Source organism: Mesorhizobium sp. M0207, assembly GCF_040321995.1.
Lineage (GTDB): Bacteria > Pseudomonadota > Alphaproteobacteria > Rhizobiales > Rhizobiaceae > Mesorhizobium.
Window position 1 is genome coordinate 299,601 of sequence record NZ_JAMYSQ010000004.1, and the last position, 26,575, is coordinate 326,175.

The 26,575-nt window shown below is 63.0% G+C and carries 28 protein-coding genes and 3 pseudogenes; 15 read left to right on the forward strand and 16 right to left on the reverse strand.

Going from position 1 to position 26,575, the window contains the following annotated elements; genetic code table 11:
- Positions 1 to 2 precede the first annotated feature (2 nt).
- A complete protein-coding gene (locus tag NKJ15_RS09640) occupies positions 3 to 176 on the forward strand; it encodes a hypothetical protein (RefSeq protein WP_292659198.1) in 174 nt (57 codons plus the stop codon).
- 58 nt (positions 177 to 234) lie between these two features.
- Here NKJ15_RS09640 and NKJ15_RS09645 read toward each other — a convergent pair whose 3' ends face one another.
- A complete protein-coding gene (locus NKJ15_RS09645; protein WP_352471119.1) occupies positions 235 to 1,155 on the reverse strand; it encodes a diacylglycerol/lipid kinase family protein in 921 nt (306 codons plus the stop codon).
- Between the two features lie 251 nt (positions 1,156 to 1,406).
- Here NKJ15_RS09645 and NKJ15_RS09650 point away from each other — a divergent pair, with 251 nt between their 5' ends.
- Positions 1,407 to 2,774: a PRC-barrel domain-containing protein gene (locus NKJ15_RS09650; protein ID WP_352540232.1), complete on the forward strand. Its 1,368-nt coding sequence runs from the start codon at positions 1,407 to 1,409 to the stop codon at positions 2,772 to 2,774.
- 52 nt (positions 2,775 to 2,826) lie between these two features.
- Here NKJ15_RS09650 and NKJ15_RS09655 read toward each other — a convergent pair whose 3' ends face one another.
- The gene (locus NKJ15_RS09655) at positions 2,827 to 4,425 is read right to left on the reverse strand and encodes an alkaline phosphatase family protein (protein ID WP_352814973.1); all 1,599 of its coding nucleotides are present in this window, start codon (positions 4,423 to 4,425) and stop codon (positions 2,827 to 2,829) included.
- 208 nt (positions 4,426 to 4,633) lie between these two features.
- Between NKJ15_RS09655 and NKJ15_RS09660 the strand changes: the two genes are divergently transcribed.
- The 4 genes from NKJ15_RS09660 (at position 4,634) to NKJ15_RS09675 (ending at position 7,749) form a co-directional block, all read left to right on the forward strand.
- Positions 4,634 to 5,566 carry a VOC family protein gene (locus tag NKJ15_RS09660; RefSeq protein WP_352540230.1) on the forward strand — a complete coding sequence of 311 codons (933 nt, stop codon included), beginning with the start codon at positions 4,634 to 4,636 and terminating at the stop codon, positions 5,564 to 5,566.
- A 10-nt stretch (positions 5,567 to 5,576) separates the two neighbouring features.
- Positions 5,577 to 6,212 (forward strand): alpha/beta hydrolase, encoded by a 636-nt coding sequence (locus NKJ15_RS09665; protein WP_352451159.1) that lies wholly within the window; start codon positions 5,577 to 5,579, stop codon positions 6,210 to 6,212.
- On the forward strand, positions 6,205 to 6,504 hold the full coding sequence (locus tag NKJ15_RS09670; RefSeq protein ID WP_352451160.1) for a GNAT family N-acetyltransferase: 300 nt from the start codon (positions 6,205 to 6,207) through the stop codon (positions 6,502 to 6,504). The genes NKJ15_RS09665 and NKJ15_RS09670 overlap by 8 nt, the downstream gene beginning before the upstream one ends.
- Positions 6,505 to 6,690: 186 nt before the next feature.
- Positions 6,691 to 7,749 (forward strand): dipeptidase, encoded by a 1,059-nt coding sequence (locus NKJ15_RS09675; RefSeq protein ID WP_352814976.1) that lies wholly within the window; start codon positions 6,691 to 6,693, stop codon positions 7,747 to 7,749.
- Between the two features lie 42 nt (positions 7,750 to 7,791).
- Here NKJ15_RS09675 and NKJ15_RS09680 read toward each other — a convergent pair whose 3' ends face one another.
- Together NKJ15_RS09680 and NKJ15_RS09685 are read right to left on the reverse strand one after the other, a co-directional pair.
- Positions 7,792 to 8,052 (reverse strand): hypothetical protein, encoded by a 261-nt coding sequence (locus NKJ15_RS09680; protein WP_352814978.1) that lies wholly within the window; start codon positions 8,050 to 8,052, stop codon positions 7,792 to 7,794.
- Positions 8,053 to 8,054: 2 nt separating this feature from the next.
- Positions 8,055 to 8,273 carry a hypothetical protein gene (locus NKJ15_RS09685; RefSeq protein ID WP_352540343.1) on the reverse strand — a complete coding sequence of 73 codons (219 nt, stop codon included), beginning with the start codon at positions 8,271 to 8,273 and terminating at the stop codon, positions 8,055 to 8,057.
- Between the two features lie 113 nt (positions 8,274 to 8,386).
- On the opposite strand from NKJ15_RS09685, the gene betI reads away from it, so the two are divergent.
- The 4 genes and pseudogenes from betI to NKJ15_RS09705 all read left to right on the forward strand — a co-directional run bounded on the left by betI (position 8,387) and on the right by NKJ15_RS09705 (position 11,791).
- The gene (gene betI, locus NKJ15_RS09690; RefSeq protein WP_502895733.1) at positions 8,387 to 9,103 is read left to right on the forward strand and encodes a transcriptional regulator BetI; all 717 of its coding nucleotides are present in this window, start codon (positions 8,387 to 8,389) and stop codon (positions 9,101 to 9,103) included.
- 76 nt (positions 9,104 to 9,179) lie between these two features.
- A complete protein-coding gene (locus NKJ15_RS09695; protein ID WP_352540229.1) occupies positions 9,180 to 10,478 on the forward strand; it encodes a flavin monoamine oxidase family protein in 1,299 nt (432 codons plus the stop codon).
- Between the two features lie 12 nt (positions 10,479 to 10,490).
- Positions 10,491 to 10,682 (forward strand): annotated as a pseudogene (locus tag NKJ15_RS09700) (aspartate aminotransferase family protein); the annotation flags it as partial.
- A 314-nt stretch (positions 10,683 to 10,996) separates the two neighbouring features.
- Positions 10,997 to 11,791, forward strand: coding sequence for an inositol monophosphatase family protein (locus NKJ15_RS09705; protein WP_352768176.1), 795 nt, complete (start codon positions 10,997 to 10,999; stop codon positions 11,789 to 11,791).
- A 20-nt stretch (positions 11,792 to 11,811) separates the two neighbouring features.
- Here the strand turns inward: NKJ15_RS09705 and NKJ15_RS09710 are convergent.
- From NKJ15_RS09710 to NKJ15_RS09740, 7 genes and pseudogenes are all read right to left on the reverse strand, one after another.
- Positions 11,812 to 12,077, reverse strand: a pseudogene (locus NKJ15_RS09710) (substrate-binding domain-containing protein); the annotation flags it as partial.
- 225 nt (positions 12,078 to 12,302) lie between these two features.
- Positions 12,303 to 14,834, reverse strand: a complete 2,532-nt coding sequence (locus NKJ15_RS09715) for an NAD-dependent epimerase/dehydratase family protein (RefSeq protein ID WP_352768173.1) — start codon at positions 14,832 to 14,834, stop codon at positions 12,303 to 12,305.
- A 190-nt stretch (positions 14,835 to 15,024) separates the two neighbouring features.
- On the reverse strand, positions 15,025 to 15,912 hold the full coding sequence (locus NKJ15_RS09720; RefSeq protein ID WP_352768170.1) for an arginase family protein: 888 nt from the start codon (positions 15,910 to 15,912) through the stop codon (positions 15,025 to 15,027).
- Between the two features lie 376 nt (positions 15,913 to 16,288).
- Positions 16,289 to 16,789 (reverse strand): DUF6496 domain-containing protein, encoded by a 501-nt coding sequence (locus NKJ15_RS09725; protein WP_023678569.1) that lies wholly within the window; start codon positions 16,787 to 16,789, stop codon positions 16,289 to 16,291.
- 122 nt (positions 16,790 to 16,911) lie between these two features.
- The gene (locus tag NKJ15_RS09730; RefSeq protein WP_352814981.1) at positions 16,912 to 17,088 is read right to left on the reverse strand and encodes a hypothetical protein; all 177 of its coding nucleotides are present in this window, start codon (positions 17,086 to 17,088) and stop codon (positions 16,912 to 16,914) included.
- Positions 17,085 to 17,585 carry a dienelactone hydrolase family protein gene (locus NKJ15_RS09735; RefSeq protein ID WP_352814983.1) on the reverse strand — a complete coding sequence of 167 codons (501 nt, stop codon included), beginning with the start codon at positions 17,583 to 17,585 and terminating at the stop codon, positions 17,085 to 17,087. Before NKJ15_RS09735 ends, NKJ15_RS09730 begins: the two co-directional genes overlap by 4 nt.
- Positions 17,586 to 17,596: 11 nt before the next feature.
- Positions 17,597 to 18,331, reverse strand: a complete 735-nt coding sequence (locus NKJ15_RS09740) for a phosphoribosyltransferase (protein ID WP_352814985.1) — start codon at positions 18,329 to 18,331, stop codon at positions 17,597 to 17,599.
- A 325-nt stretch (positions 18,332 to 18,656) separates the two neighbouring features.
- On the opposite strand from NKJ15_RS09740, the gene NKJ15_RS09745 reads away from it, so the two are divergent.
- Positions 18,657 to 19,085 carry a CBS domain-containing protein gene (locus NKJ15_RS09745; RefSeq protein WP_023677862.1) on the forward strand — a complete coding sequence of 143 codons (429 nt, stop codon included), beginning with the start codon at positions 18,657 to 18,659 and terminating at the stop codon, positions 19,083 to 19,085.
- Between the two features lie 87 nt (positions 19,086 to 19,172).
- Here NKJ15_RS09745 and NKJ15_RS09750 read toward each other — a convergent pair whose 3' ends face one another.
- Positions 19,173 to 19,652 (reverse strand): Hsp20/alpha crystallin family protein, encoded by a 480-nt coding sequence (locus NKJ15_RS09750; RefSeq protein ID WP_352471471.1) that lies wholly within the window; start codon positions 19,650 to 19,652, stop codon positions 19,173 to 19,175.
- 279 nt (positions 19,653 to 19,931) lie between these two features.
- On the opposite strand from NKJ15_RS09750, the gene NKJ15_RS09755 reads away from it, so the two are divergent.
- Positions 19,932 to 20,369 carry a DUF2267 domain-containing protein gene (locus NKJ15_RS09755; RefSeq protein ID WP_023677864.1) on the forward strand — a complete coding sequence of 146 codons (438 nt, stop codon included), beginning with the start codon at positions 19,932 to 19,934 and terminating at the stop codon, positions 20,367 to 20,369.
- A 49-nt stretch (positions 20,370 to 20,418) separates the two neighbouring features.
- A complete protein-coding gene (locus NKJ15_RS09760) occupies positions 20,419 to 20,889 on the forward strand; it encodes a YbhB/YbcL family Raf kinase inhibitor-like protein (RefSeq protein WP_352814987.1) in 471 nt (156 codons plus the stop codon).
- A gap of 24 nt (positions 20,890 to 20,913) precedes the next feature.
- Here NKJ15_RS09760 and NKJ15_RS09765 read toward each other — a convergent pair whose 3' ends face one another.
- Both NKJ15_RS09765 and NKJ15_RS09770 read right to left on the reverse strand, forming a co-directional pair.
- Positions 20,914 to 22,389 (reverse strand): FAD-dependent oxidoreductase, encoded by a 1,476-nt coding sequence (locus NKJ15_RS09765; protein ID WP_352814988.1) that lies wholly within the window; start codon positions 22,387 to 22,389, stop codon positions 20,914 to 20,916.
- A gap of 1 nt (position 22,390) precedes the next feature.
- Positions 22,391 to 23,380, reverse strand: a complete 990-nt coding sequence (locus tag NKJ15_RS09770) for a hypothetical protein (RefSeq protein WP_352814990.1) — start codon at positions 23,378 to 23,380, stop codon at positions 22,391 to 22,393.
- A 295-nt stretch (positions 23,381 to 23,675) separates the two neighbouring features.
- On the opposite strand from NKJ15_RS09770, the gene NKJ15_RS09775 reads away from it, so the two are divergent.
- Both NKJ15_RS09775 and NKJ15_RS09780 read left to right on the forward strand, forming a co-directional pair.
- The gene (locus tag NKJ15_RS09775; protein ID WP_352471467.1) at positions 23,676 to 23,945 is read left to right on the forward strand and encodes a hypothetical protein; all 270 of its coding nucleotides are present in this window, start codon (positions 23,676 to 23,678) and stop codon (positions 23,943 to 23,945) included.
- 24 nt (positions 23,946 to 23,969) lie between these two features.
- Positions 23,970 to 24,405: pseudogene (locus NKJ15_RS09780) on the forward strand (YqaA family protein).
- A 199-nt stretch (positions 24,406 to 24,604) separates the two neighbouring features.
- On the opposite strand, the gene NKJ15_RS09785 reads toward NKJ15_RS09780, so the two are convergent.
- Together NKJ15_RS09785 and NKJ15_RS09790 are read right to left on the reverse strand one after the other, a co-directional pair.
- On the reverse strand, positions 24,605 to 25,378 hold the full coding sequence (locus NKJ15_RS09785; RefSeq protein WP_352471466.1) for a sulfite exporter TauE/SafE family protein: 774 nt from the start codon (positions 25,376 to 25,378) through the stop codon (positions 24,605 to 24,607).
- A gap of 224 nt (positions 25,379 to 25,602) precedes the next feature.
- Positions 25,603 to 26,490, reverse strand: a complete 888-nt coding sequence (locus tag NKJ15_RS09790; protein WP_352471465.1) for a DUF1259 domain-containing protein — start codon at positions 26,488 to 26,490, stop codon at positions 25,603 to 25,605.
- Positions 26,491 to 26,575: the final 85 nt, after the last annotated feature.

Sequence of the window (26,575 nt, forward strand, 5' to 3'; positions counted from 1 at the left end):
CAATGCCAAAAACCATTCCTGAAAACAAAGCCCGTCAAGGGCGGCGGGGTCGGCATGTCCTTCGTATCCTGATCGCCGCGCTGTTGCTGGCTTTTATCGCCTGGGGCGTCGCCGAAATCTACGGCTGGATGATCGAAACGCCGAAGACCGAACAGGGCAACACGCCCAGCGGCTAGGTTCTCTCCATCGCTCGCGCCAGTTTGCATCACGCAACCCCACATCACGCATCCCACGTCAGGCAACCTTTGCCTCGACAGCGCGCGCCGGGACGAGAACATTCAACGCGCGCGGATGGATTTCGACGGTCGTCTCGCGATCGAGCTTTACCAGTTCGCCGTCCATGACGGCCTGAACTTTCCTGTTAGTCGAATGGATTTTCAAAACGGCGCGGTTTGCCTGATGGATTTCGACATGCTCGTTGCCGCGCCATTTCCCACGGGCGACGTCAAAGAGGAACCTGATCAATTCGCCGCGCCGCCGCGCCACGGTGACATAGATGCCCAGCACGCCGCCTGCCGGATTATCGGCATAGGGCAGGTGGCCCTCGCCAAACAGATTGTTGGTGATGCCGATACCGGTGATCCGGGTTCTGATCTCGGCCTCGCCGATCATCAGCGTTACGTTCATCGCCGGTGGATTGTTGATCGTCGCCCAAGCGGCTCGCACCGAGGCGCGCATCTTCCCCAACCGCGAGCCGAATTCCATCTTCTGGCGCAGTTGCACCATCCTGGCGTGCATGCCGATCGAGAATTGATGCACGAAGGGCCGGCCGTTGGCTGTTGCAATGTCAATCGCCATCACCTCGCCGTCGGCAAACGATTTCAGTGCCGCATCGAGGGTCTGCGGGATACCGAGGCCGCGCGCAAAAAGGTTCATTGTGCCAGCCGGCAGAATTGCCAGCGCCTTCTCCCCATTCATCAAACGGGCTGCCGCGGCCGAAATGGTGCCGTCGCCGCCGCCAGCCAGCACGACGTCGATGCCGCGCCTGGAAGCTACGCCGTCCAGCGTGGCGACGATATCCTTGCCGGCGACGATTTCGATATCAATCGAGTGGCCGGCAGTCTCAAGTGTGCTGCGCATCCGACTGGCGAAGGCCTCAAGATCGATGGTGCGCAGGGTGCCCCCGTCCTTGTTCAGCACCGCTGCAAACCGCATGGCCGTTCCATTTTCCAGCACCTATCGGGCCGGGACGGAGCCCCAGCCGGGAGTGGAACGGGGCGGCCGAGAAAATGTTCCTTTCACCAACGCGGCGAATCCGAGAACCATTGACATCGCACCGGGTGCACCACGGCTTTTTTCGGAACAACAGTGTGGTCACAACGTTGTGAACATGCAGAAGACGCTGCGCCCGCAGTGACGCCAGGCGGGCATGGCGTGCACGAAATCACCGACGAGGAGACACTAAGATGATCCGCACCCTTTTAACCACGACAGCAGTCGCAACATTGATTGCGACGGGTGCATTTGCGCAGTCGGCGACGACCCCGGCGCCGGCGCAACCACCCGCCGTAGAGAATTCCGCTCCAGCCGCTCCGGTGCAACGCGCCGAGGGCAGCCTTGTCACCAATATCATCGGCGAGTCGGTCTATAACGGCACCGGCGACAATGCAGAGAATATCGGCAAGATCACCGATGTCGTCTTCGACGAGCGCGGCGAGGTAAAATCCGTCGTCATCGGCGTTGGCGGTTTTCTTGGCATAGGAACCAAGAACGTCGTTTTCGACTACAAGAAGATGCAATGGGCCGAAAGAAATGGCGACCGTTGGCTGATAGCGCAAACGACGAAGGATGAGTTGACGGCTCAGCCGGATTTCGACCGGAGGCCTTACGATCCGACTCCGCCACCAGCTTCGGCGGATAATGCGGCGCCTGCCGCCCCTTCCACCAGCGCGCAAAATACAACCCCGGCGCCTGCCGCGCCGGCTGAGCCAGTGAAGCGCGCCGAAGGCAATCTCGCCACCAATATCATCGGCGAGACCGTCTATAACGGCACCGGCGACGACGCCCAAAACATCGGTGACGTGAACGACATCGTCATCAACAAGGAAGCCAAGGCGCAATCGCTGATCATCGGTGTCGGCGGCTTCCTCGGCATCGGCGAAAAGAACGTCGCCTATGACTTCGACAAGGCGCAGTGGGCCGAGAGGAACGGCGATCGCTGGCTGGTCGCGCAAACGACCAAGGAAGAGCTGCAGGCGCAGCCAGACTTCAACCGCAAGGCCTATGATCCGGCGCCGGCAACCACTGCGTCGAACGATGCCAATGCGCCTGCTACCGTCACGCCCACCGTGATGGCCAGCAACACTGCGCCGAACGACAACACCGCAACGACTAACAACGCTGACCAAGCCGGCAAGACGGCTCAAAACGCTCCGGCAGCGGCGCCTCCGGCTAATTCCACGGCCGACCAGACCAAGACCGGGTCGATCGACAAGTCGACGCTAACCGAAATGCCGATGGGCGAAATCCGGGCCGAGGATCTGGTTGGAACCACCGTTTATGGCGCCAACGATGTCAACGTCGGCGAGATCGGCGATATCGTGCTGGGCAGCGACAAGAAGGTCGACGCAGTCATCATCGACGTTGGCGGCTTCCTTGGCGTCGGCGAGAAGGAGGTGGCGGTCGGCATGGACAACCTGAAATTCATGACCGACAAGAACGGCAAGCGCTATCTCTACACGAACTTCACCAAGGAGCAGCTTGAGGCGCAGGCTCCCTATGACAAGGCCAGCTATGCGCAAAATCGCGACAAACAGCGCATGATCATGCGCTAAGCAGCACACAGGCCGACAGAGAAGCCCGCGCCGGCAACGGCGCGGGCTTTGTTTATGTCGAGGGAAAGCCCGCGACATGGCCGGCAACGCCATTGTCCGTCAATTCGGCGAGCGCCAGAGATTGGTCGAGATGCTCGGCCCGCCAGGCGAGCAACTTCTCGGCAAATTCCAACCGCACCGGCAGATAGGCTGGGTCGTCAGCGACGTTGGTCAGCTCGCCGGCATCTTTTTCCAGGTCGAAGAGCAAGGGCGGCAGGCCGCCGCCGAAATTCACATATTTGAACTTTTGGGTGCGGATGACGGCGAGATTGCACTGACGCGGACCGATGCCGAAATAGCGTTCTGCATCACCATCCGCAATCGAGCGGAAATCGAACTCCCAATGCGCCGCATCGCGCCAATTGTCCGGCTCCGTTGCGTCCAGGAAAGGCGCCAGCGAGCGGCCGTCGAGATGCGGCAGGACTTCGCCGCCAGTGAGCTCGAGCCCAGTGAGCTCGACCAAGGTCGGTGCCAAATCGACCGCCTCGGTGAAGCGGTCGACACTGCTGCCGGCCGCCTTGTGGCGGCGCGGATCGCGAATGACCAGCGGAATATGGAAGCTGCCGTCGAAGAAGCCGCCCTTGCCCAGCATGAAATGATCGCCCATCATCTCGGCGTGATCGGAGGTCAGCACGATGACGGTGTCGTCCCATGCATCGGCCGCCTTGACCGCTTGCCAGACACGGCCAAGCTGCGCGTCGACCTCCGAGATCATGCCGTAATAGAGCGCCCGGATGCGGCGAAAATTGTCGTCGCCCCAGTCGCGCACCTTGCCCTCCGAGCCGGGACGGAATTTCGACCGTTCCTGCCGGTTAAGTTCATAGGCGAGATAAGGGTGGCTTGCTGCTTCGGCCTGCCAGCTTTCCGCGCGGTCAAAAGCTGGACCGATGGCCGGATCGTACATGGCGTTGTAAGGCGCCGGCACGATGAAGGGCGGGTGGGGGCTGATGAAGGAAAGATGCGCGAACCACGGGGCATCGCGCTCCTGCTCGCCGAGCCAGCGGATGAATTCGCCGGCCAGGAAGGCCGACGGCGTCTCGTCCTTCGAATAGATTGGCGGACCGTTGCTGATCGCGCCGTCGTTTTCCAGGATTTCGCCCGCCGGGCGGTGAATGGCGGGGGAGCCGGAGCCGGCGCCGGCATCGACGCCGCGCGCCTTGAGCCATGACAGCCAGGGCTTCTGGTGCTCGGGCAGAAGCTGGCGCACGGTGAAGCCGAGCAGCACGCCTTCATAGCTTTTCAGCTGCGGGTCGCCAGGCGCCAGCGTGCGCGGGTCGCGCGCCATGTCGGTATAACCGAACAGCGTCGGATCATAGCCGAGGGCGCGTGCCCAGAGGGCTATGTTGCCGTGGCGGGCGTCGAGCGGTGTGCCGTTGCGGCAGACACGATTGTTCATCTGGTAGAGGCCGGTGTAGAGGCAGGCGCGCGCCGGCGAGCAAGGTGCGGCGCCGCCATAGTGCTTCTGGAACAAAACGCCCTCGGCAGCCAGCGCGTCGGCATTCGGTGTCCTTACCACCTTGTGACCAGCAGCTGACAGGCAGTCGCCCCGCCACTGGTCGCAGGTGATCAGGAGAATATTGGGGCGTTTTCCACTCAACCGCTGTATCCTCATGCTGGCTACATGCGTCGCTCATGGAGCGCAATTTCGGCGAGTATGCAAGCCGGTCCAGTTTGCCGAATGGTGAACAAAACCTGCTTCGTCGTTCACTTTAACAGCACAGTCCATTCTGTGTTTGCCGCCTTTGCGGCCAGGAGGCGGATGCTCATATTTGCGTGGACAGCGGCAAGGGCCGCACCGGCACAAGGAAAGGAGCAGAAACATGCTCGACCAGGTCAAGGGCCTGCATCACGTCACCTCGATGGCCAGCGATGCGCGCCAGAACAATGAATTCTTCACCGGGACGCTCGGTCTGCGGCGGGTCAAGAAAACCGTCAATTTCGACGCACCCGATGTCTACCACCTCTATTACGGCGACGAGGTCGGCACACCCGGCTCGGTGATGACCTATTTCCCGTTTCCCAACATCGGCAAGGGCCGCCATGGCGTTGGCGAGGTCGGCACCACCGCTTACTCGGTGCCTGAGGGCACGCTCGGCTATTGGGAGAAACGGTTTGCCGAGCAAGGCGTCACCGGGCTGTCCCGCGAGGAGACGTTCGGCGAGAAGCGTCTTGCGTTCGCCGGTCCCGACGGCGACGGGTTTGCGCTGGTCGAAGACAGAGCGGACAACCGTGCGCCATGGGCCAAGGGTGGCATTCCCACCGACGTGGCGATCCGCGGCTTTCACTCGGTGTCGCTCAGGCTGAAAGATGGCGGCGCCACCGAAGAGCTGCTGAAATTCATGGGTTATGAGGAGGTCGACAAGTCAGGCAACATCAGGCGGCTGGCGGTGAAGAACGGCAACGGCGCCGACGTCGTCGATATCGAATCGCTGCCAGGGGCCGGCTTCGCCAATCTCGGCGCCGGCTCGGTCCACCATGTTGCTTTCGCCGTCGAGAACCGCACCAAGCAGCTCGAAGTGCGCAAGGCACTCCTCGACACAGGTTATCAGGTGACGCCGGTGATCGACCGCGATTATTTCTGGGCGATCTACTTCCGCACACCGGGGGGCGTGCTGTTCGAAGTCGCCACCAACGAGCCGGGCTTCGACCGCGACGAGGATACCGCCCATCTCGGCGAGGCGCTGAAACTGCCGTCGCAACACCAGCATTTGCGGCCCTATCTCGAGCAGCATCTGCAGAAACTGGAAGACTGAGGGCAGGGTTATGAGCAAGGATTCGTATATTCACAAGGTGCTGCCCGGTTCGCTGGGCGGACCGTTGCTCTTCGTCTTCCATGGCACTGGCGGCGACGAGGATCAGCTTCTGTCGCTTGGGCGCGATCTTGCGCCGCAAGCGACGATCGTCGGCCCGCGCGGCGATGTCTCGGAACAAGGCGCCGCACGCTTCTTTCGCCGTACCGGCGAGGGCGTTTACGACATGGGCGATCTCACGCGAGCGACGGACAAGATGGCCGGCTTCGTCAAGGCACATGTCGAGGCGGCAAAGCCATCTTTGGTGCTAGGCCTCGGTTATTCCAACGGCGCCAACATCCTGGCCTCGGTGCTGTTTGCCGAACCCTCGCTGTTCGACGCAACGGTGCTGATGCATCCGCTGATCCCGTTCGAGCCGGAGGTCAAGGGCAGCCTTGACGGCAGCCGCATCCTGGTCACCGCCGGCAGGCGAGACCCGATCTGTCCGCCTGATTTGACGGCGCGGCTTGAAGCCTATTTGCGCGCCGATGGTGCCGATGTCACAGTCGAGTGGCATGACGGCGGCCATGAGGTGCGGCCGAGCGAGATCGAGGCGGCGCGGCAGTTGTTCGCCGTAGCGCCGGATGAAAGGACCGCAAGCCATGTCTGACCTATTGCCGGAGATCGAGCTGGAGGACCGCGGCTCGAAGGGCCGCTACTTCCTGCGTGGGCCGAGCGGCGCCGAGGCGGAGATGACCTTCACCAAGGTCGGCGAGCACCAGATCATCATCGACCATACCGAAGTGCCGGATGCATTTCGCGGCCAGGGCGCGGGACTTCGCCTCGTCACCCGTGCCGTCGAGGATGCACGTGCGGCGGGCAAGACGATCATCCCGCTTTGCCCGTTCGCCAATGCTCAGTTCCGCCGCCATCCGGAATGGGCGGACGTGCTGAAGCGGTAAGAGACTGCCCCTCGATGAATGACAGGACAAAGGGTGCGCGGCTTTACCGCGTGCCGCTTCGACCATTGGCGGCGTACAAACATAAGGCAAACATGCGGGATTTGCGCAGAGCGCTCGCCTTGCCTAAGTATTGGCAACAACCGGCTCGCCCTCCGCGGCCCGACCACTTCAACCGAATGGCCCTCCATGACCGAATCCGATCTCATTCCCGTCTTCGACGGCCACAACGACACGCTGCTCAGGCTCTACCAGTCGAAGGATGCGGACGTCGAAAAGCTGTTCGTCGAGGGGACGCCGAGTGGCCATATCGACCTGCCGCGCGCGAAGAAAGGCGGATTTGCCGGCGGCATGTTCGCGATCTTCCCGCCGCCTGTCGAGAAATCCAAGCGCGGCGCGGTGCCGCTGGCGCCGAGCGACAGCGAGCCCATGCCGCCCGAGGTTCCGCGCGCCGATGCGCTCAACTCCACCATAGCGATGGCCTCGATCCTGTTCAGGCTGGAGCGGGCTTCGGCGCTCACTGTCTGCCGCACCGCCGGCGATGTGAGGAAGGCGATGGCGCAAGGCTCGATCGCGGCGGTCTTCCACATCGAAGGGGTCGAGGCGATCGACCCTGAGCTCACCCTGCTCGATGTCCTCCACGCAGCCGGCCTGCGCTCGCTCGGTATCGTCTGGAGCCGTCCCAATGCCTTCGGCCACGGCGTGCCGTTCCGTTTCCCGTCGTCGCCCGATACAGGGCCGGGGCTGACCGATGCCGGCAAGGCGCTGGTGAAAGCCTGCAACCAGCTGAAGATCATGATCGATCTTTCGCATCTCAACGAAAAAGGTTTCCGCGACGTCGTCGAGATCAGCGACGCACCGCTGGTCGCGACCCATTCCAACGTGCACGCGATCTGCGGCCATTCGCGCAACCTCACCGAATGGCAGCTCGGCGCGATCCGCGACTCCGGCGGCATGGTCGGGCTGAATTTCGCCACCGGGTTCCTGCGTGAGGACGGCAGGATGAACGCCGACACCAGTCTCGACATCATGGTGCGCCATGTCGATTCGCTGCTGCAGGCGCTGGGCGAAGACGGCGTCGGCCTGGGCTCGGATTCCGACGGCGCCATGATCCCGGCCGTGATAGGCGACGTTGCCGGCCTGCCAAGATTGCTCGACGCTTTCGCGGCTCGCGGCTTCGGGCGCGCGCTGATCGAGAAGATCGCCTATCGCAACTGGCTCGGCATGCTGGAAAAGACCATCGGCTAAGCGGGTGATGCCGGCTTGACCGGAATGCGATTTGGAGGCCGACTATTCGAAACCCATGCGTTTAAGCCAGTCCTGGCCAATGCCGCGGTCGCGGATGATCGGCAGCGGATCGGTCGAATCCAGCCTGGCACAAATACGGTAGGCCTCCAGCGTTTCAGCGCTCATCTCACCGCGTTTGTAGAAGAACATGGCCGCAGCATAGCGGGTGCGGCCCGACCATTTTTCGCCGAGCGGTGTGTTGATCAGCTGCCACTGTTCGGCGGCTTCGGCGGCGAGTTTGGGACTGTCGGTGTCGTCGGCCATATTTAGAAATCCGCAGGCGGATTGGCAGTGCGGCGGCCGAGCCTGACGACCAGCCGCGGCACCAGTTTGGCACGCTTCAGCAGCTTTTGATATTGCAGCTCGCGCCTGGCGTGGATCTCGAGCCAAGGTCCGCTGCAGGCGGGCCCGGCGGCGCTGATCTGGTTTGCATCGCCGGGACTGCTGCCCTTCGCCGACGGTGCCTTCGACGACGTTTTCTCCAAGGATGCAATCTCGACGAGAACATTCGAATATGGGCAGCCATGCAGAAGGTGCTTGACAGTGGCAAACACCGTCCCACTGATCTTCGCGGCCGATGCCGGTCGGCTAGCCGGCGATGCTGGAGACCATCACCCCGATGAAGACAACAGAGGCGCGCGAAGCCCTCCTCGAACCGGCGCGAAAAAGCGATTCCGAAAAGCGCGGCCGCAAAGCGTCGAAAGAGACAAGGCAGGTTCAACTGATCGAAGCGACTATCGATTCATTGGCCAAGCGCGGCTATTCGGAAACGACTATGGCCGACGTCGCCGACGGCGCCGGCCTGTCGCGCGGCATCGTCAATTTCCATTTCGAGAGCAAGGAGAAGCTGCTCGTCGCCACTTTGCAATACATGCATGACGAGTATTCGGCGCATTGGCGCAGCGCCTTGCAAAGGGCCGGCGATGATCCCGCCCGCCAGCTGCAGGCATTGGTGGCAGCCGATTTCAACCGCTCGATCTGCAACAAGCGCAAGCTGGCTGCTTGGTGTGCCTTCTGGGGCGAGGCCAAATCGCGACCGAAATATCAGGCGCTGAGCAGCGCACGTGATGCCGTCTACCAGAACATATTCATCGATCTTTGCGCGGCGCTCAAGCAGAGCGGCTTCTATGCCTATGAGCCGCAAGTCATGGCGCTGGCGCTCAGCGCCATGCTGGATGGTCTGTGGCTGCATTTGATGATGGGCACCGAGGACGCCACACGCGAGACGGCGCTGCAGGCCGCGAACGAGTTCCTGTCTGCGGCATTCCCCAAGCACTATCCGAACTCAGCAGCCCGCGGTGCCAGGCCGGCGTGAACCATCAAAAAGAGGGTGGATCAGCAATGAAGACAATGATCCGGCGCCTGACATTCGAGAAGATCAAGGCCGGCTAATGAAGTTCAAGATCGAACGAGCCGATGTGGCCATCGTCGGCGCCGGCTTCACCGGCCTGTCGGCCGCGCGTGAATTGAACCACGCCGGCATCGATGTCGTGCTACTCGAAGCCCGCGACCGTGTCGGCGGCCGCGTCGAAGCCGTGCAGAACGGGCTCGGCGAGCGGATCGACAGCGGCGGCCAGTTCTTGTGCGAAGACATGCCGGAATTAATGGCGCTGGTGCGAGCGCGCGGCAAGACATTGGTCGAGACCCATGTCGCAGGCGAATTCGTCACGCAGCCGCGAATGAGCGAGGCGCAAGCCGGGCGCACTTACGGCACCGCGATGCGAATGCGCGAGCGGATGAACGCGATCGCACCGACCGACCCGGCCATCGCCGGCTTGACAGTCGCGGCATGGCTCGATCGCCAGAACGATCCCGACGATGCCAAGGCCGCCTTTCGGTCGATGATCGAGGGCCTGTGGTGCCTGGCAATGGAAAGGCTGCCGCTGTGGTACTTGATCGACAATGATCGCCGCATCACTAACGAGGTGTCGGAGCTGCAGTATTTCGTGGGCGAAACCATGCATTCGCTGGCAGATGATCTTGCGCGGGATCTCGGCGATCGACTGCGGCTGAATACAGCCGTCGAGGCTATTGAGCACGGCCCGGGAGGGGTTCGCGTCGTTTCGCCTGCCGGCGTGACCGAGGCACGAGCGGTACTGGTCGCGCTACCGCCGATGATGGCCTCGAGAGTCGATTTCGTGCCACCGCTGCCGGCTGCGCTGGAGAGAGCCCTCGGCGTCTGGGAAAGCGGCGCAGTTATCAAAATGCTTGTGCGCTATCCCAAGGCTTTCTGGCGCGACAGGGGCTTGAGCGGCATGGTGATGTGGCGGGAGCCGCACGGACTTTTTGCCTGCGATGCCAGCAAGGACGAGGATCATGCAGCACTTGTCGTCTTCATCGGCGGGCCGCTGGCGCAGCGCTGGCGGGATATGGACAGCGCGGCGCTACGCGCAACGGTGACATCAAAGCTGCAAGATGCGCTCGGTATCGAGGCGGCCGGCGTCACCGATCTCAGCTATCGCGACTGGACCGGGGATCACTGGAGCGGCGGCGGTTACAGCGATTCGATCGTCGATGCGGCGGCAACGGATGCCGAATGCATTATCCGGGCGGGCGCCCCGCCGGTGCATTTTGCTTCGTCGGAGCTGTCGCCGTCATTTCCGGGCTATGTCGAGGGCGCGATCGTCGCCGGTCGCACTGCTGCGCAAAAAATTATTCAGGTTATCGCCAGCAGAGCCTCAGGGTCATAAGCGAGGCGGATCGAGGTGCCGACCGGCATCGACGCGCATTGCCACGAGCTCGGCCTGTTGGTCCGGCTACTGATCAACATGTGCGTGATGTCGCCGCCATTAATCATCAAGCGCCAGTAGATCGACGATATGGTGTCGATCCTGCGCGAAGGCATTTCGCGCGCGATGGACGATCTGCGCCGCGAAGATGTCTGGCGGGGATAGGCGTTTATCGCCGGCAAGCCGTGGCATTGGTCGGCCGCTGGCAAGGTGGGCGAGGTCGATGAACTGGGCGGTGCTGCGATCTTCCCGGTTTCCGACGCGTCGAGCTTCATGACCGGCCAGATCATCTATATCGAAGGCGACATGACCGGACCCGTATGAGCGCGACTGTCGCTGTCGGGCGCATGGAAGACCGGTCGGCCTCGGGGCCGCCCCGCAAAAGGCAGGGCTCGTCATTTGCACGCTCTTAGCTTCACCGCTAAGCTTCTTTGGCTGGGGTATTTTCCTCAGATCACATTCGCCATCCCAAGGATCTCATGACACCCGACACAGCAACGCGCGAACAGTTCGCCATCGATCTCGCGCGGCGCGCCGGCGCGCTCGGCCTGAAGTATTTTCGCGACCTCGACAGCCTCGCCATCGAGAGCAAAGGTCATCAGGACATGGTCTCGCAGGCTGACCGCGAGGTCGAGCTGTTCATCCGTGCGGCAATGAAAGCCGCTTACCCGACCGATGGAATTGTCGGCGAGGAGCATGCCTCGGTCACCGGATCGAGCGGGCATGTATGGGTGATCGATCCGATCGACGGCACTGCGAACTTCGTGCGGGGCATTCCGGCCTGGTGTGTGGTCATCGCCTGCGCCAAGGACGGCGACACTGTCGTGGGTGTCATCCACGAGCCCTCTACCGGCGAAACGTTCCATTGCCGCAAGGGCGGCGGCGCTTTTCTCAACGGCAAGCCGATCAGGGCAAGCGCGGCCACCAGCCTGACCGACGGCTCGTTGGGCACCGGCTTTTCCAACCGCGCCGAAATTCAGAACGTCGCAACGCTCATCGGCTTGCTGTTTTCAAAGGGCGGCGTGTTTTTCCGTAACGCATCCGGCGCGTTGATGCTCGCCTATGCGGCCGCCGGCAGGCTGCTCGGCTATGTCGAAGAGCATATGAACGCCTGGGACTGCCTGGCAGGCATGCTGCTGGTGGAAGAAGCCGGCGGCACTATAGTCAAGCCCGACCCAAAGACGGTGCTGGAAAACGGCGCGCTGGTGATTTGCGCCGGCAGCGGCGTGTTCGCCCAGGTCCGCCAGCTCTGCGTGCAATCCTTCAAGCTTTGATCAGAACCGGTCCGCATGAGCAGCGGCGATTTGTATTCCACTGTCAGGCCCTCCTCGGCTGCCTGCAGATGCGGATCGCCGGCTCCGCCCCACCAGATGTCTCCCTTTGGGTTGGCGGCCTCGGCGCGCAATTGCGCATAGATTTCGCCAGCGCTCTTGCGGGTCATATTGACGTGATGCCGGTCTTCTCCTCGAACGCCCGCGCCGTCTGCTGGCACCAGACCTCGTCAACGCCGCAAGACATGGTCAGGCTTTCGGCGGACGCCGATGACGACGCGGCCCACATACCGGCGGCGAGGATGCCGGCGCAGAGAATTGCCCTTTTATCATGTTGAAATTCCTCCCTAATTTATTTGCCGACTTATGAAATGCAGATACGCGGAAAATTTAAGTTGGAAGGGTACGGCCGCCTTTGCGCCTTTCGCCGACTTCCCGCTCGATGTGTTCGACAGGTTGATGCGGATCAATCTTTGCAGCCACCTGGCCGACCGTCCTGCGCCGCCGAACATTCTCAGACGATGGCCCGGTCCCAGCCGCCATAATGCGCAGCGCTGCGCGTGCCGCGCGGCAGGCTGAGCCCGACCAGCAGCGCTCCGATCGCCAGATTGGCGAGGCTCGCCGCCGCGCCGCCGGCGAGCATGAACGGAGAGAGGGCGATCCAGGCTCCAAGCGCTATGTTCACAAAACGGACGGCGCGCGCCACCTCGGCCATCGCCGTAACGGCGATCATGATGACCAGGCAGCCGGTGACATGGTCACTGAAGTAGAGCGGCGGGCTGGTGCCGAAGACAAGCGGCGTGATCATCAGCAGGGCGCCGGCGAGTGTGCTGGCGACAAGGGTCCGGGGGAAATTCACACCGCCAGTGATGAAGTCCCGCGCCACTGCCGATAGCGGCCGGTCGAGATCCGGCGTTGGCGTCTGGTCCTCCGAAAGTGCCGGACCTCCGCACCAGAATGTGCGCCAGAACGGCTCTCCCGCTTGTTTCGCGTGCCAAAGATACTGGCAGCTCGCCAGCACCTCGTCGACCGAATAAGGGATGAGGACGACGGTGACGGCAGCCTGGACGATGCAGAGCGTGCACAGCGCCCCGATGAGCGGTGGCTGGATGATGATGAAGCCGACGCTGACCACACCGAGCGGAACGACCAGCAAGCCGAACAAAAGCACCATCCACGGCATGGTGCGCCAGCGGCGGCGATCGCCGATCGCGCCCGCGAGGATATCCAGCGCATAGGCGAAGGCGCCCAGCCCGGCATCGGCGATCGGAAAACCCTTGGAGACCCAGGAGGTGACCACCGCCTCGCTGCCATTGCCGGCCGGCGTTTCGCCCGGGCCGAAGAACGGATCCCAAAGACTGTCGATGTGCCCTAGCTGATAGGCAGCGAGATAGCGCGAGACGAACAGGCCGACAAAGGCGAGGCCGATTATGGGAATGCGCTGGGTGAAGAGGGAGGGCGAATAGCTCCAGCCGAGCGGGCGGTCGTCATCGGCGGCAAGGGCACGCCGGCTGATACCCGGCGTCGGCGGGATCATCACCGCGAACGCGACGATCAGCATGCCGGCCAACGTGTCGGTCGCGTAGGCTCCGGCGCTGGTGGTCCAGAACAGCAGCGGCGCGAACATCACCCAAACCCCGATCGAGGCGGTGATCCATTGCAGCCCGTGCCAGCGCCGGCGCGTGCCGACTAGCGCCAGCGACAGGATGGCGAGGCCGGATACAATCTCACTGATGCCGAGCCTGCCGTCGCGCGTCTCCGGCGAGGCGATCTCATGTCCGAGCGCCGGCGGAATCGGTGCTGAAGCGGGATCGAACAGGCCGAGCGTGAAGGGCGACGCCACGAGCCACAGCCCGATCGCAACGTTGGTCAGCGGCGCCCAGAGCGTTGCGGCCCGGCGGCGTTCGGTTTCCGCCTCGACCTCGTCGTCCGAGCGCTCGAGCGGGCGCTGCAGCCGTTCGGCGGCCTGGTCGAGCTCGGGCGCGGAAGCGGCGGCCGCCGACGGTTCAAGCTTGTTCTTCTTATACCAGTCGGTAGGATCCGCCTTCAGCCGCCGGATCATTTCCGGCAAGGTAGCGGTCAGGCTGTGCCGCGGGTTCCAGCCAAGCAGGCGCCTGGCGCGGGAGATGTCGATCTCGTAGTGATCGTCGGCGTTCTCGATCATCCATGGTTTGATGTCGGACTCCTGATCGAGAACCTTCTCCTGCATCCAGGCGCCGAGCTTCGTCACCTCTTTTGGCAGGGACAGGGTCCGCCAGGTTTCGCCATGCAGGAGCTGCCCGATCTGCTTCTGCATGTCGTCGTAGGACGGCGTCTCTTCTTCGCCGATCAGCAGTACGGTCTCGTTGGGAAGCGCGCTACGCCGGTCGACGGTGCGCACCACGGCGTCGACGAGATCGTCCAGATGCAGGTAGGGCTGGCCGGTGGTGATGTCGCCGGTGAAAAGATAGGCGGTCGGCATGCGCTCGAAAATGCGGGCGATCTGCTGGGCGATGAAGGCCGCGTGACAATCCTCGTCATAGACACCCGCCAGTCGCAGGATCGCAACCTTGATGTCGCCGTGCTCCTTCAGGATCAGCGTCTCGGTCTCGGCCTTCGATCTCGGATAGGCCCAGGCCGGATCGATCGGCGATCGCTCGTCGATCCTGGCGCCCTTCGCCGGGCTCGGCGCATGCACCAGCAACGTGCTCGAAAACACGAACTGCTCCGTCTCGAACCCCCTCAGCGCGTTCAGCAGCCGGCGCGTTCCCTCGACGGTCACCGCGCCGTATTTCGGATTATCCTCGCCGGTCGTGTCGTAATAAGCCGCGAGATGGATTACCGAGGCAACGCGGCCGCCGCTCCGCTCGCGCACCTCGGCCAGTGCCTTCGCCACGCTCGCGTCCGAGGTAAGGTCGATCTCGATCGTCTCGACGCCGGGCAAGGATCGTCTGGCAACATCAAGGCCGATGATGTCGTAGCGCTCCATCAAGCCGCGAGCGATGGCTTGGCCCAGAAACCCGCTGCTGCCTGTGATCAGGACGGTGGGACGGGTTTTGCCGGTCATGGCGAATCTCCTTGGCGATAGCCGGGTAGAAGAAGCCGAATGCTTCGGTCGCACACTCGGAACCATGTTCGTTGAGAACGGTTCCCGATGAGGTAGCACCACAGAATGGGTGCGCGCGGCGATCCGTCAGACCGACGGCCATTCGTGCCGGCGGATTGCGTTCGTGCACAAGTGCAGGACTCCCATTGGTCTACCGGCCGCGAAGGGAAGCGACCAGAATGTCGATCAGCAGCTTGCCGCAGCGACGATCCGGATCGCGGTCGGGATCATAGATCGTCACCTCCATCCCAATCACGCGTGGATCGTTGCACCATGTGCGAAGGGCTTCGACAGCTTCGTCGGGCAAGACACCGCCGGCCTCCGGCGAATCGACAGCCGACATGATCTCGCTGTCCAGCACGTCGACATCGAAGTGAACGAATACACCCTCGACGTCCTGCCCTGTGATCGCGTCAAGCGCTATGCGTGCCGCATCGGCGAAGCCGCGCTGCCGCACGTCAGCCAAATCCATCCGGTGAACATCGGTTTCGAAGACGGCCTTGGACGTGTAAGTCGCGGGGTCCTGCACATCGCGATAGCCAAACGCGACTACGTCGGCCTCACGGACCAAAGGAGTGTGCTCGCCGAAATCGGTCAGGAGCGTCGGGCCATGGCCGGTCACGAAGGCCAAATCCATGCCCGCGGCTCCCTTTGACGGCGAGGTATCCGGCAATTTGAAATCGGTGTGCCCATCGAAGAAGATAAGGCCGTAGCGGCCACGACGCCGCAGCGCGAGCGCAGGGCCAAGCAACACACTGCAATCGCCGCCGAGCATGAGCAGGAACCCTCCCGAGTTCAGCTCCTCGTCGACCGCTTCGGCAAGCGTCTTGGAATACTGGCGCAGGGCCTGGGCATTGCGCACGCCCGTCGCAGGATCCACCTCAGGCCGATAAGGCGGAGCCCGAACCGAGCGCAACGGACCGGCGCCTAAACGGTCGGCGAGACCAAGCGATTGAAGTGTCTCCGGTGCCTTCCACACGCCGGGCTCCGGCTCACCCTCCTGCGGCATCAGCCCAAGATTAGAGGGCGCGCCGAGCAAAGCGATATGTCTCGTCTGAGTGGTGTCTCGCGGCATTGTCGTGCTGGCAGCTGAGGTCATGATCAGAGTTCTCCGCGTTATGGGCGATACGCATCATGCTCAAGAAACAGGCTGCGCTTTCCTGACCGGTCTCCCGCTGCCCTTGCCGCCGAGTACCTCCGGTCGGTGTCACGCGTCAGGCAGCGTCGCGAGTGACGCGTATTGCTCGTTCAGCGCCACCGTGTCGTCAGCGGTGATTTCGAAGTCGATGTTGTCCCGCAGATGCAGGCTCTGGTTCGCCTTGGGCAGCGGCGTTGTCCCGCGCTGCCGGGGCAGATCTCGATACCGGTCGCTTGGGCCATATCGGATTTCCAGGAGGCGAACTGCCGTCTTTGAACTATGCGTGGTGCGCGCGCGTTCTGGCGGCCTTCTGCGCCGCCGCCTTCCTTCCGCTGGCGCCTTTCGTCTCGGCGGCCTTCTTGGCGGCGGCCGAGCGCTCCTCAGCCGTCCGGCGCGAGGCCGCACGCTTGGCCTGCTGCGCCAGCGCCTCGTGCGAAGCCGTGCTCTTCGGCTCGTGCTCGAGCACCTTGGAGACGGCTTTCGACACCCGCGGGCGGCGTTTCGGCGTGCGTTCACCCTGGCCGGCCTCATAGGCGTATTCGGCGCTTTTGCGCGTGCTCTCCTTCACCTTGCCCTTTTTGGGCGGGGGCAGGTCTACGCCTGCGCGTCTTGCCTCGGAAAGCCCGATGGCGATGGCCTGCTGCGTCGAGCGCGCGCCGTGCTCGCCGCGGCGGATTTTATCGATCTCCTCGTGCACGAACTCGCCGGCCTGTGTGCTCGGCGATTTGCCCTCGCGCTTGTCCTTTCGGGCCTTCTCGATGGTTTTCTTGTCCGGCATTGTCTTTCTCCCTCATACGGGTTGCGACAGCCATTCGGGTTGCAGCTGCGCGCGGTCTTATGAGAATCATAACGCGTTGAGGACGCAAATGATCCCGGGACTGGTGATCCAAGCCCCAGCTGTCAGGACGTCGACGCCGATCTGTCCGAAATCAGATGGCGCAAGAACCATCGGCTCGCCAGACCCGCGACTTCGTCCAGGGCGCCGGGCTCCTCGAACAGATGTGTCGCGCCAGGGACGATGGCGAGCTCCTTCTCGCAGAGGAGCGCCGCCAGCGCCGAGCGGTTGAGTGCGATCACTTGCGTGTCCGCGCCTCCGACGACGAGTAAGGCGCCCGGACGCGCGGCAGGGCGAGTGCTGCAAGATCTGGCCGGCCACCACGCGAAACTACGGCCGCGGCCTGGTCGGGCCGCTCGGCCGCCGCCACCAGGGCGGCACCGGCGCCCGTGCTCGCGCCGAAATAGCCAAGACGCAACCCCGACGTGTCCGGCGAGGCGCCGAGCCAATCCGTGACGCCGACCAGCCGGTCGGCGAGCAGTCCGATATTGAAGCGCAACTCGGCCGTGACCTGGTCGATCCGCTCCTCTTCGGCCGTCAACAGGTCGATGAGGAAGGTGGCGAGGTTCGCCTCGTTCAGCCTTTCGGCCACGTGGCGGTTGCGCGGGCTGTGGCGGCTGCTTCCGCTGCCGTGGGCGAAGAGCACAAGGCCGCGAGCATCCGGGGGCAACGAAAGATTGCCCTCAAGCGTGACAAGCCCCGCGGGAACATGCACGATGTGCTCGCTATCCCGGTCCATATCCACCTCCGCTATGTCGATCTGGTGCCAGGCGCCGGACCCGCGCTCGCGCGCCCAGCCAATTCCTCTTCGGAAGCGGCAGGCTTGTGGGAAGCCGCAGGCTTGGGCACGGACCTGGCGAGGAGCGCGCGGACCTCTTCATCGCTCGTCTGCGAGAAATCCACGTACCAGCGCCCGACACCCAGCAACGGCTCTGGTGTCGTCGCGCAAACGACCTCGTCGGCGTCCGCCCGCATCGCGTCGCAAGTGTCGGGGCTACCGACGGGAACGGCCGCGACAATATAGGCGGCGTGGTTTTTTCGCAGCGCCTTGATCCCGGCCCGCATGGTCGATCCGGTCGCAAGCCCGTCATCCACGAGGATAATGGTTCGTCCATTCAACTGCGGTGGGGGTCGCCCGTCCCTATAGAGGTGCTCGCGGCGCAGAAGCTCTTTTTCCTCCTTTGCAGCGACCGCGTCGATGACATGTGGCGGGATCGCGAGACCGCTGACGATTTCGTCGTTCAGGACACGTACGCCTGAGGGCGCGATCGCCCCCATGGCCAGTTCCTCGTGGCCGGGGACGCCGAGCTTGCGCACGACGAAGACGTCGAGCGGTGCCTTGAGTGCCTGCGCGACCTCGTAGCCGACCGGCACGCCGCCTCGGGGCAGCGCCAATACGATCACATCGTCGCGGCCGGCAAAGCGAACGAGTTCCCCGGCAAGTTGCCGCCCGGCCTCGCGGCGATCTGAAAAGATGATAGCCATGACCTTCAATCCGCGTGCATCTGTTTTCCCGGTGGATGTTTTTTCACCAGCCTGCGTCCACATTCCGTGGGATGGCTGCGGCACCGGTACCATTTTGGAACTCGCTCGCTGCCTGGACGTTCCAAGAATAGTTTCGATCGCGAGGTGCCGGCACCGGCACGCGCCTCAGCGCGGATCGGGAAGATCGAAGATAGTGATCCGTACATGCCTCGTCCGGCCAGCTGGCAATCTAGCGATGCGTCGCAACAGGTCCGTCTGGCGACTTGTTGCCGCAGCAATCAGGGAGGCGACTTGTTGCCTCAGCAATCAGGGAAAGGAAGATCCCATGCAAGTTCAGGAGATCATGAGCCGTCGGACCGAACTGGTCGGCCCGAACACGACAATCAGGGATGCCGCCCGGAAAATGCGGGCCGACAATCTCGGCGCCCTTCCGGTCGGCGAGAATGACAGGCTGGTCGGCATGGTGACAGACCGCGACATCGTGATGCGCGGCGTCGCCGAGGAGCGCTCAGCCGGCAACACGACCGTTCGCGAGGTCATGTCCGAGCATGTCTATTGGTGCTTCGATGACGCCGATATCACCGATGCGGCGAAGATCATGGCCAAGCATCAGGTGCGTCGTCTTCCGGTGATCAATCACGACAAGCGCCTCGTCGGCGTCATCGCCCTGGCCGACCTCGGGCGGACCGATGAGGAAGCCGCCAAAATCGCTCTCGAAGGCGTTTCCGAGGCAACGGACGATCCCCGGCGCTAGACGCTCGCTGGGCGGTTGCCGCCGTGCTCGCCGTTCTTCTCCATCTGGGCTGAACGCCGCCTGCTCAGGCAGCCTTCAGTTTGGCAACTATCGCGCTTTCACTTCTATGCGGCGTGTCTTGTCCTTTGCAGCGGGGTTCTTCGGAAGCTCGACAGCCAAAATGCCGTTTCTGAAAGTGGCCTGCACCTTGTCGGCATCGATCTCCGCTTCCAGCGGGATGGTCCGCTGAAACCGGCCATAACTGCGTTCGCTGTAGGTGCGGCCGCCTTCGCCTTCCTTGTGCTCCGAACGCTTCTCGCCCGTAATAAAGAGGGTGTTTTCGCGCAGCTTGAGCTCAACGTCCTTCTGCTCGAGCCCCGGCAATTCGGCGGTGACCTTATAGGCTTGGTCTGTTTCATGTACGTCGACGCTCGGCCAAAGATCGCCGGCCGTAGTCGCTTCGGCCATCGGCGCGAAGAAGTCGTCGAACAGGCGGTCAATCTGCCGGTGGAATGACGTGAGCGGGTCGCGCGCGGATGGGTAGAGGCTGCGCGATGGCGTCCGGGGCGCCAAATCGTGATGTGCCATGGTTCTTCTCCTGTTTTTTGTGTCTGCATCACTCGTCGCCATGTGATCGGCGACGGCAAACAAAACTCGTCCACCCATGAGGATGTTCCGGTGCCGGCCAAGAAAGGTGGTCGAAAAACAGCGGCAAAAAAGCCGGCCCGAATCCCCTCATGACGGGCCGACAACAGACGGGACCTCCGACAATAAATGCGCATCAGGACATGCGCATGGGGGAACAACGGGCAGGTACGGCTGTTTGGTCACATCACCTAGTCGGATTTGAACGGAAGGAGGATCTCGATGAACGCCACCGGACTCGACGTATTCGACAAGACACTGCAGACCACGAACATCTGGCTCGACGAGATCATGGACGAGATTGGACCGGATCGGCAGGTCGCCTGGCACGTTCTCGGAGCGGTGCTGCACGCCCTGCGCGACCGTATGCAGCCGGATCTTGCAGCCCACCTCGGCTCGCAGCTGCCGATCCTGGTGCGCGGCGCCTTCTATGACCAATATCAGCCTTCCAAAGCTCCCGAGAAGATGCGGTCGCTCGACGAGTTTCTGGCCAAGATCAAGGCGGAGCTGGAATTTACCCGCCCGGTCGATTCCAAGGATGCATTCAGGGTCGTGTCCAAGGTACTCGCCCATCACGTCGGAGAAGGACAGATGCACAAGGTCTGGGAATCCCTGCCGGGCGAGATAAGACGCGTCGCCGAAGCTCAGCAAGCGGCGTGAACGGCGCAGGCGCGGGCTTCTCGGTCGCAACCTCCTTGGGGAAATAGCAATGCCACTCACCCTTATCAGCCCGGCGTTCCGGGCAGGCGGAAGAATTCCCGAAAAATATGCGCGTGACGGCCAGAACGTCTCGCCGCCGCTGAAGTGGTCCGGTGTCCCGGATGGTACCAAGAGCCTTGTTCTTGTCGTGCGGGATCCCGATGCACCAAGCGGGATTTTCGGGCACTGGGCGGTGTTCAACATCCCGCCGGATGCCGGGGGACTAGCCGAGGCCGAAGACGGCAAGCCCGGCCCGTCGGCACTCAGGCAAGGCACCAACGATTTCGGCAATGCGTATTACGATGGTCCGCAGCCGCCTGCAGGGCACGGCGTCCACCATTACCACCTCCTGCTGGCCGCGCTCGATGTGCCGAGCCTCAGCGTACCAGGACAGGCGGGCGTGCATCAGGTCTGGAAGCAAGCCCAGAAACACGCATTGGAGGAGACGGAGTTGGTCGGAACCTACGAACGGCCGGCGTGACGCGGGCCGTGTCGGTCGCCGCCTTCACAATGTAATCTGGGCAAGCGGTTTTCGGGCAGGGCCGTGGATGACCGAACCGTCGGCGGCGAAGATCGAGCCGTGGCAGGGACAATCCCAGGTGTGGTCCGCATTGTTCCAGGTTACGGTGCAGCCCTTGTGGGTGCAAATCGCCGAAACCGCCTGGAGTGCGCCTTCGGTGTCTCTCCACGCCGCAATCTTTTCGTCTCCCCTGACGATCACGCCGCCCATACCAGGCGCAATGTCGTGGGTGCTCGAGACGATCGATTGACTGCGGCCGTTCTTGTGGAAGGCCTCAGGATAGGGCCGGGCCGGATCGTAGAGTTTTTGCCATGGACTCGGGCGGCCGCAGATCAGGTCGGCGATCATCGCGCCCACGGCCGTCCCGTTGGTGATGCCCCAGGCGTTGAAGCCCGTGGCAATGTGGAAGCCGGCGGCCTTGGCGGGATCGGGTTCGCCGGCATATGGGATCCTGTCGGCCGTATCATAGTCCTCATTGCACCAGCGCCAGGCGACGTCGCCGACCGGAAGGTTCTTTCTTGCCCAGTTTTCCAGTTCGACAAACCGCTTGGCCACGTCGCCGTCCCAGCCGGTGTTGAACTTGGGGCCGAGCGTGACCAGCAGTGGCCCTTCGGCATCACGGCCCGTGCGGATGGAATGCGTCGGGTCGTCGATGCCGATGAACATGCCGTCGACAGGGAGGGGATCGTCGATCCGAAAGGCCATGGCGGTGTGGCAGCGCGGTTGCGTCCGGTTCGCCATGCCGATCGGGCTCTTCACCGTCATGTTGGTGGCGACGACGACATGCCCGGCATCAACGGCGCCGCCATCGGTGACGATGCGCCAGCGGCTTGCCTCGTCGATCGAGGTGGCGCGGCTGTTTTCGAAAATCCGACCGCCACGGGCCGTCACCGCTTCCGCCAGGCCAACCAGATACATCGCCGGATTGAACTGCGCCTGGTCGGGGAACCGTAGCGCGGCGGCCGTTACGAAAGGCAGCGGTGCGCGGTCGAGGATCTCGGCCTCCAGCCCGACCTGGCGCGCGGCCTCCGCCTCGGCCGCAATCTCCGCGCAGCGGCTTTCACTGCAGGTGTAGGTATAGGCGTCCTTGCTCTCGAAATCGCAGGCGATGGCGCAGTTGTTAACCCAATCGCGGATTTGGCGCGCGCCGGCGGAATTCGCATCGGCATAGGTCTGCGCCAGGTCCCGGCCAACGCTGTCGATGAGATGACGATAGATCAGCGCATGCTGCGTGGTGATCTTGGCCGTCGAGCGGCCGGTCACCTGGCCGCCTGTGCGCAGGCCTTCGAGGACGACCACCGACCGGCCCGCCTCGCAAAGCCGAAGCGCCGTCGTCAGCCCGACAATTCCAGCACCCACGACAACGGCGTCCGCACGGATCGAACCTTCGAGCTGGGGATAGTTCGTGGAGGCGGCTGCCGCCACCCAACAGCTTCCCGGTTTTCCCAAGAGAATGGCCATTTCAACCGCGCCCCTTGCGTCTCCATGCACTTCCATCGACAACCGCGCCGGCGGAGGAACGTTCCCGAGCTTGGTCGCTTTCAATCATTGTCTCGCCACCCCGGGTCAGAAAAGCGCCGGGAAGGTGCGAGGTGCAGGCCATCACCCAGGTGATCGCCTCGCGGTCGTATTCGTCGCCGGAGCGCCAGTCCTCGAAGAAGGCGTTCAGCCTATCGACACGCCCCGGCCAGATACCGGCGGCCTGCAGGCCGAGCGAAACGCCGTAATTGGTGAAGGCGAACTTGGTATCGCGCAGCCATGGCGCGCGGCTGAAATAACCGGGCGGGTCGACCCACATCGTTTCCAGGGTTCGCAGCGAACGCCTCGTCTGGGCCTCGGCCCACGGCTCGTCGGGAGAGAAATGGGCGAGCCACAGCATCATGCCGAGGCCGAGGTCCTGGTCGATGTCGAGGCTGCGCCAATCGCGCTCCATCAGGGCACGCATCTGCGCGATCTCGGGCGCCAGTTCCTCGTCGTCGAGCATTCGGTAAGAGACGTAGCCGTCATAGGCATCCATGCTGCCGAGGCCGTAGCCGGGGTAAGGACCGCTCAAATCCTCCTGCATCTTCCAGATCACGCCGCGGCCAGGGACCACAAACGCCGGGTGAATGTCCCTCGCCAGCGCAATGCCGCGCTTGCGGTATTCCGGCTTCAGATCGCCGAGACGCGCCAAAGCAAACAGCCACATCGCCAGATAGTGGAAGTACTGGCCGTCGCGATCGGCCGCTTCGCCGATCCTCAGTCCGCGCCGGCGGCCGAGCACACGCTCGACATCGGCCACCAGCCGCTCGGCCGCGTCCAGCCAGCGCTGTTCGCCAGTTTCTGTGCAAAGCGAGACGTAGAGCACGACCCCGAATGCGTCGGTCCACAGATACCGCAAGCCGTTGGGCCAGATGCCTTCGCCGCGCATCCAGTCGAGTTTTTGCAGGACATAATCGACGTCACGCAGCATTGCACCAAGCCCCGAATCCACGGCAGACTTTGCCGATGTTCGGTTCCATGCGATTGCGGGCATGCGGCATATCTGCCTCCGCTCCGGTTGGCCTTAGCCAGATACCGCGAAACGATCTGATCGGCGGCAGGTTCCTTGGCCGCTTTCACCGGCGCGACCCTCACGATTCTCGCGGAGACTTTGCAGGCTGAAGGAACAGCAGAATTATGATGCGCTGCGCTGGCCACGGACCGGTATCGCAACTGACGCTGCGCCGGAGCCCTTTAAGGTCGCCTGCGGTCTGGCTGCGGGGACGTTGGAAATCGTCGACACACCGGCCGGCGAGCGGACGCGGCTGACCATCGATCGCCAGGCCGACGATCTGGCAGCGACGGTGATCATCGACCGGCCCGGCGGGCCGGAGACGCTTCGCCTCGAACCTGTCGGCGACAACCATCACCGCCTTGAGAGCACCGTCGCCCCTGCCGAACCGCATGAGTTCCAGGCAGGTCTGGTGCTGACCGCGAAAGATCGCGAACAGGTGCTGCCGTTCAAGATGGTCGAACCCGAAGGTCACCATCATTAGGTCGACTGGCGGATATGCGGTTCAATGACCGATCTCGCGGCCTGTGCTGGTCTGTTCCTGGCGGCCTTGCTCGCCGCTACGATCCTGCCGATGCAATCGGAAGCAGTGCTGGTCGAGCTCGTGCTTGCGGATTACTCGCCCTGGCTGCTCATCGGAGTCGCGAGCGTCGGCAACGTGCTTGGATCGGTGATCAACTGGCGGCTCGGGCGAGGCATCGAGCGCTTTCGGGGCCAACGGTGGTTTCCGATGAACCAGCGCAACTGGACCGCGCGCAAGTGTGGTATCGCCGCTATGGAAAGTGGTCGCTCCTGCTGAGTTGGCTGCCGGTTGTCGGTGATCCGCTAACCGTCGTCGCGGGCGTCCTGCGCGCGAGCCTTTTCGGGTTTTCCTTTTGCTGGTCACTGCCGCCAAGGTCGGCCGCTATCTGGTTCTTGCCGCCGTGACCCTGAGCGCGATCTAATCTCACGAAGCTTCTCGAAGCTGAGCTGGTTAGGTCGGCTGGTTCGAAGAGCCCTGTATGATGCGCGCGGACGGGAAGCGCTAGCTCTTTTTGACGGCGACCTTGTCGAGGGCTGCGCGCAGGCCTTTTGCCAGCTTCTGCGTATCGCGCGACCGGTCAACCAAGCTACGGCGCAGCGCTCCAGCCAACATCGACATTGTTAAGACATTCCTGTGGCCGCGCGCCAGGCCTGCACAACGAAGCTGTGCTGGTTCCAGATCATCAGCGCTCCACTCACAGCCATGAGCGCGACCACAAGGCCGCGGAACTGTCGTCCACTTAGGCGTTCGAGCCAGCGCTTGGCCAGCAGATTGGCAAGCGCAGCGCCCAAACCCGCGGCTGCGCCGTACATGACCGCCTGACCACCGAGCGCGCCGAGTCCGGTGAATACCGCGATCTTGACGACATCGGTCACAAACGAGTTCACGGATTTCGTGGCGACCAACGTCTCCTTCTCCGAACCGTAGTTCAGATAGAGCGAATTCAAGACGGGTCCCACCGTGCCCATCAGCGCCGACAACAGCGCGACGATCAGGCCGGCCGGGAGGAACCACCAGCGGCGGGCTCGGTAGCTCCGCTCGCGCGCGCCGCCGCGAAATTCCCAGACTGCACTGATCAGATAGATCCCTATGAGTATCTGGAGCCATTCCGCCCGACTGTTGGCGAAGAGCCAGGAGCCCGCAGCGGCACCGGCGATGGCGCCGGGCAGGTACCAACGGACCAGGCTCCAATCGATGTCGCGCCGGAAGGCCAGGGCGCGGATGGGATTGCCGATGAGCTCGGTCAAGGTGATGACCGGCGCAACCGCCGCGCTCCCTGTGATGAAAGTCACGGCGGGGATCAGCAATAGACCTCCGCCTCCGGCCGAGAGGGTGTTCAGTGTCCAGGTGAGGAACCCCGCCAACGCCAGGAGGCCTAGTCTAATCCAGTCCATCCGATCAGAACGAAGCGGACCTTTGATCGTTCCGAACGCGTTAGTTCGCAAAAGCCCGGCCCGCCCCTTGAGTCTCGTGTGCGATGGAAAGGTGATCTCAGGCGCAATGCTGGTGGCGGAGAGACGCCGTGCCAGAGAACCATTCCCGAGGCGGCGGGAAGAAGGCCGACGATCGCTCCGAGTCGGCCGAACTCCGCCGTTGGACGCGCGCGCGGACGCCCAATCTAGCTCTTTTTGACGGCGACCTTGTCGAGGGCTGCGCGCAGTCCTTTCGCCAGCTTCTGCGCATCGTCGTACGCCCAGAAATGCATGAAGAAGAGCCGCGGTTGCTCATCGAGCATGTGGCTATGCAACGCGGTGATCTCGATGCCGTTATCCAGCATGGCTTTGATAACCGGATTGACCTCCTTTGCTGTCAGCACAAAATCACCCGTGATCGCCGCCTTGCCGCCACCTGTCGATTGGAAGTTAATCGCTATTGCCGAGCCCATGGCCGCCGGCACTTCCATTCCATTTTCCTCGACCGGCTCAGCGCGCGAGATCGTGAACTGGTAGACCGCGCCATTGGCCTTACCCTTATAACCGATGGTTTGGTCGACACCGGCCGTGTCGAACTCGATCTGTGGTGCGGCTTGCGGCTGGGCGCCGCCTCCCATCGGTGTTTTGCTCAGCGCCAATCCGGCATGAAGCGCTGTGGCGAGCGTAACCGGGTCGCCCTGGCCGAAGACGTGCATGTAGAGTGTCATCGGCTCCGCGCGCAGCAAGTGGTTGTGTACCGCAGTGATCTCGATCCCGCTTTCTTCAAGCTTCTTCATGACCGGGTTCACCTCGTCCTGCGTCAGAACGATGTCGCCCATAACCATTGCCTGATCTCCCATGGGTTCGAACGCAATCCAGCCTCCAAGCGCAAATCCGGGTTTCAGGGCCACGCCGTCGAGCGAAACCTTCAGGTCCGTTCGCGGCAGCCCGACCCGGTAGACGCCATCAGGCGTCTCGGTTCCGGATTTGCCGAGCGCCTTAGCGATTGTTTGCCAATCGGGTGCCGCCGATGCCGGTTGGAGCAGCGCCGACATCGCGATCAGCATTGCTCCGGTCACGAGTTTTGCATGCATGGGATTTCTCCTTGTGATCTGCCCAATTTGTCATGCGGCTGCTGGCTTCGTGGCGGGAGGGTCGGCGCCGCGCATGATCGCGGCA

Coding starts and splice junctions, on each gene's coding strand:
- NKJ15_RS09725 (WP_023678569.1), bottom strand. CDS start 16,789: ATGCCGGACAAGAAAACCATCGAGAAGGCCCGAAAGGACAAGCGCGAG.
- NKJ15_RS09655 (WP_352814973.1), bottom strand. CDS start 4,425: ATGAGGATACAGCGGTTGAGTGGAAAACGCCCCAATATTCTCCTGATC.
- NKJ15_RS09670 (WP_352451160.1), top strand. CDS start 6,205: ATGTCTGACCTATTGCCGGAGATCGAGCTGGAGGACCGCGGCTCGAAG.
- NKJ15_RS09650 (WP_352540232.1), top strand. CDS start 1,407: ATGATCCGCACCCTTTTAACCACGACAGCAGTCGCAACATTGATTGCG.
- NKJ15_RS09760 (WP_352814987.1), top strand. CDS start 20,419: ATGCCACTCACCCTTATCAGCCCGGCGTTCCGGGCAGGCGGAAGAATT.
- NKJ15_RS09665 (WP_352451159.1), top strand. CDS start 5,577: ATGAGCAAGGATTCGTATATTCACAAGGTGCTGCCCGGTTCGCTGGGC.
- NKJ15_RS09740 (WP_352814985.1), bottom strand. CDS start 18,331: ATGGCTATCATCTTTTCAGATCGCCGCGAGGCCGGGCGGCAACTTGCC.
- NKJ15_RS09640 (WP_292659198.1), top strand. CDS start 3: ATGCCAAAAACCATTCCTGAAAACAAAGCCCGTCAAGGGCGGCGGGGT.
- NKJ15_RS09675 (WP_352814976.1), top strand. CDS start 6,691: ATGACCGAATCCGATCTCATTCCCGTCTTCGACGGCCACAACGACACG.
- NKJ15_RS09755 (WP_023677864.1), top strand. CDS start 19,932: ATGAACGCCACCGGACTCGACGTATTCGACAAGACACTGCAGACCACG.
- NKJ15_RS09645 (WP_352471119.1), bottom strand. CDS start 1,155: ATGCGGTTTGCAGCGGTGCTGAACAAGGACGGGGGCACCCTGCGCACC.
- NKJ15_RS09695 (WP_352540229.1), top strand. CDS start 9,180: ATGAAGTTCAAGATCGAACGAGCCGATGTGGCCATCGTCGGCGCCGGC.
- NKJ15_RS09745 (WP_023677862.1), top strand. CDS start 18,657: ATGCAAGTTCAGGAGATCATGAGCCGTCGGACCGAACTGGTCGGCCCG.
- NKJ15_RS09765 (WP_352814988.1), bottom strand. CDS start 22,389: ATGGCCATTCTCTTGGGAAAACCGGGAAGCTGTTGGGTGGCGGCAGCC.
- NKJ15_RS09790 (WP_352471465.1), bottom strand. CDS start 26,490: ATGCATGCAAAACTCGTGACCGGAGCAATGCTGATCGCGATGTCGGCG.
- NKJ15_RS09735 (WP_352814983.1), bottom strand. CDS start 17,585: ATGGACCGGGATAGCGAGCACATCGTGCATGTTCCCGCGGGGCTTGTC.
- NKJ15_RS09705 (WP_352768176.1), top strand. CDS start 10,997: ATGACACCCGACACAGCAACGCGCGAACAGTTCGCCATCGATCTCGCG.
- NKJ15_RS09785 (WP_352471466.1), bottom strand. CDS start 25,378: ATGGACTGGATTAGACTAGGCCTCCTGGCGTTGGCGGGGTTCCTCACC.
- NKJ15_RS09770 (WP_352814990.1), bottom strand. CDS start 23,380: ATGCTGCGTGACGTCGATTATGTCCTGCAAAAACTCGACTGGATGCGC.
- NKJ15_RS09660 (WP_352540230.1), top strand. CDS start 4,634: ATGCTCGACCAGGTCAAGGGCCTGCATCACGTCACCTCGATGGCCAGC.
- NKJ15_RS09750 (WP_352471471.1), bottom strand. CDS start 19,652: ATGGCACATCACGATTTGGCGCCCCGGACGCCATCGCGCAGCCTCTAC.
- betI (WP_502895733.1), top strand. CDS start 8,387: ATGCTGGAGACCATCACCCCGATGAAGACAACAGAGGCGCGCGAAGCC.
- NKJ15_RS09715 (WP_352768173.1), bottom strand. CDS start 14,834: ATGACCGGCAAAACCCGTCCCACCGTCCTGATCACAGGCAGCAGCGGG.
- NKJ15_RS09680 (WP_352814978.1), bottom strand. CDS start 8,052: ATGGCCGACGACACCGACAGTCCCAAACTCGCCGCCGAAGCCGCCGAA.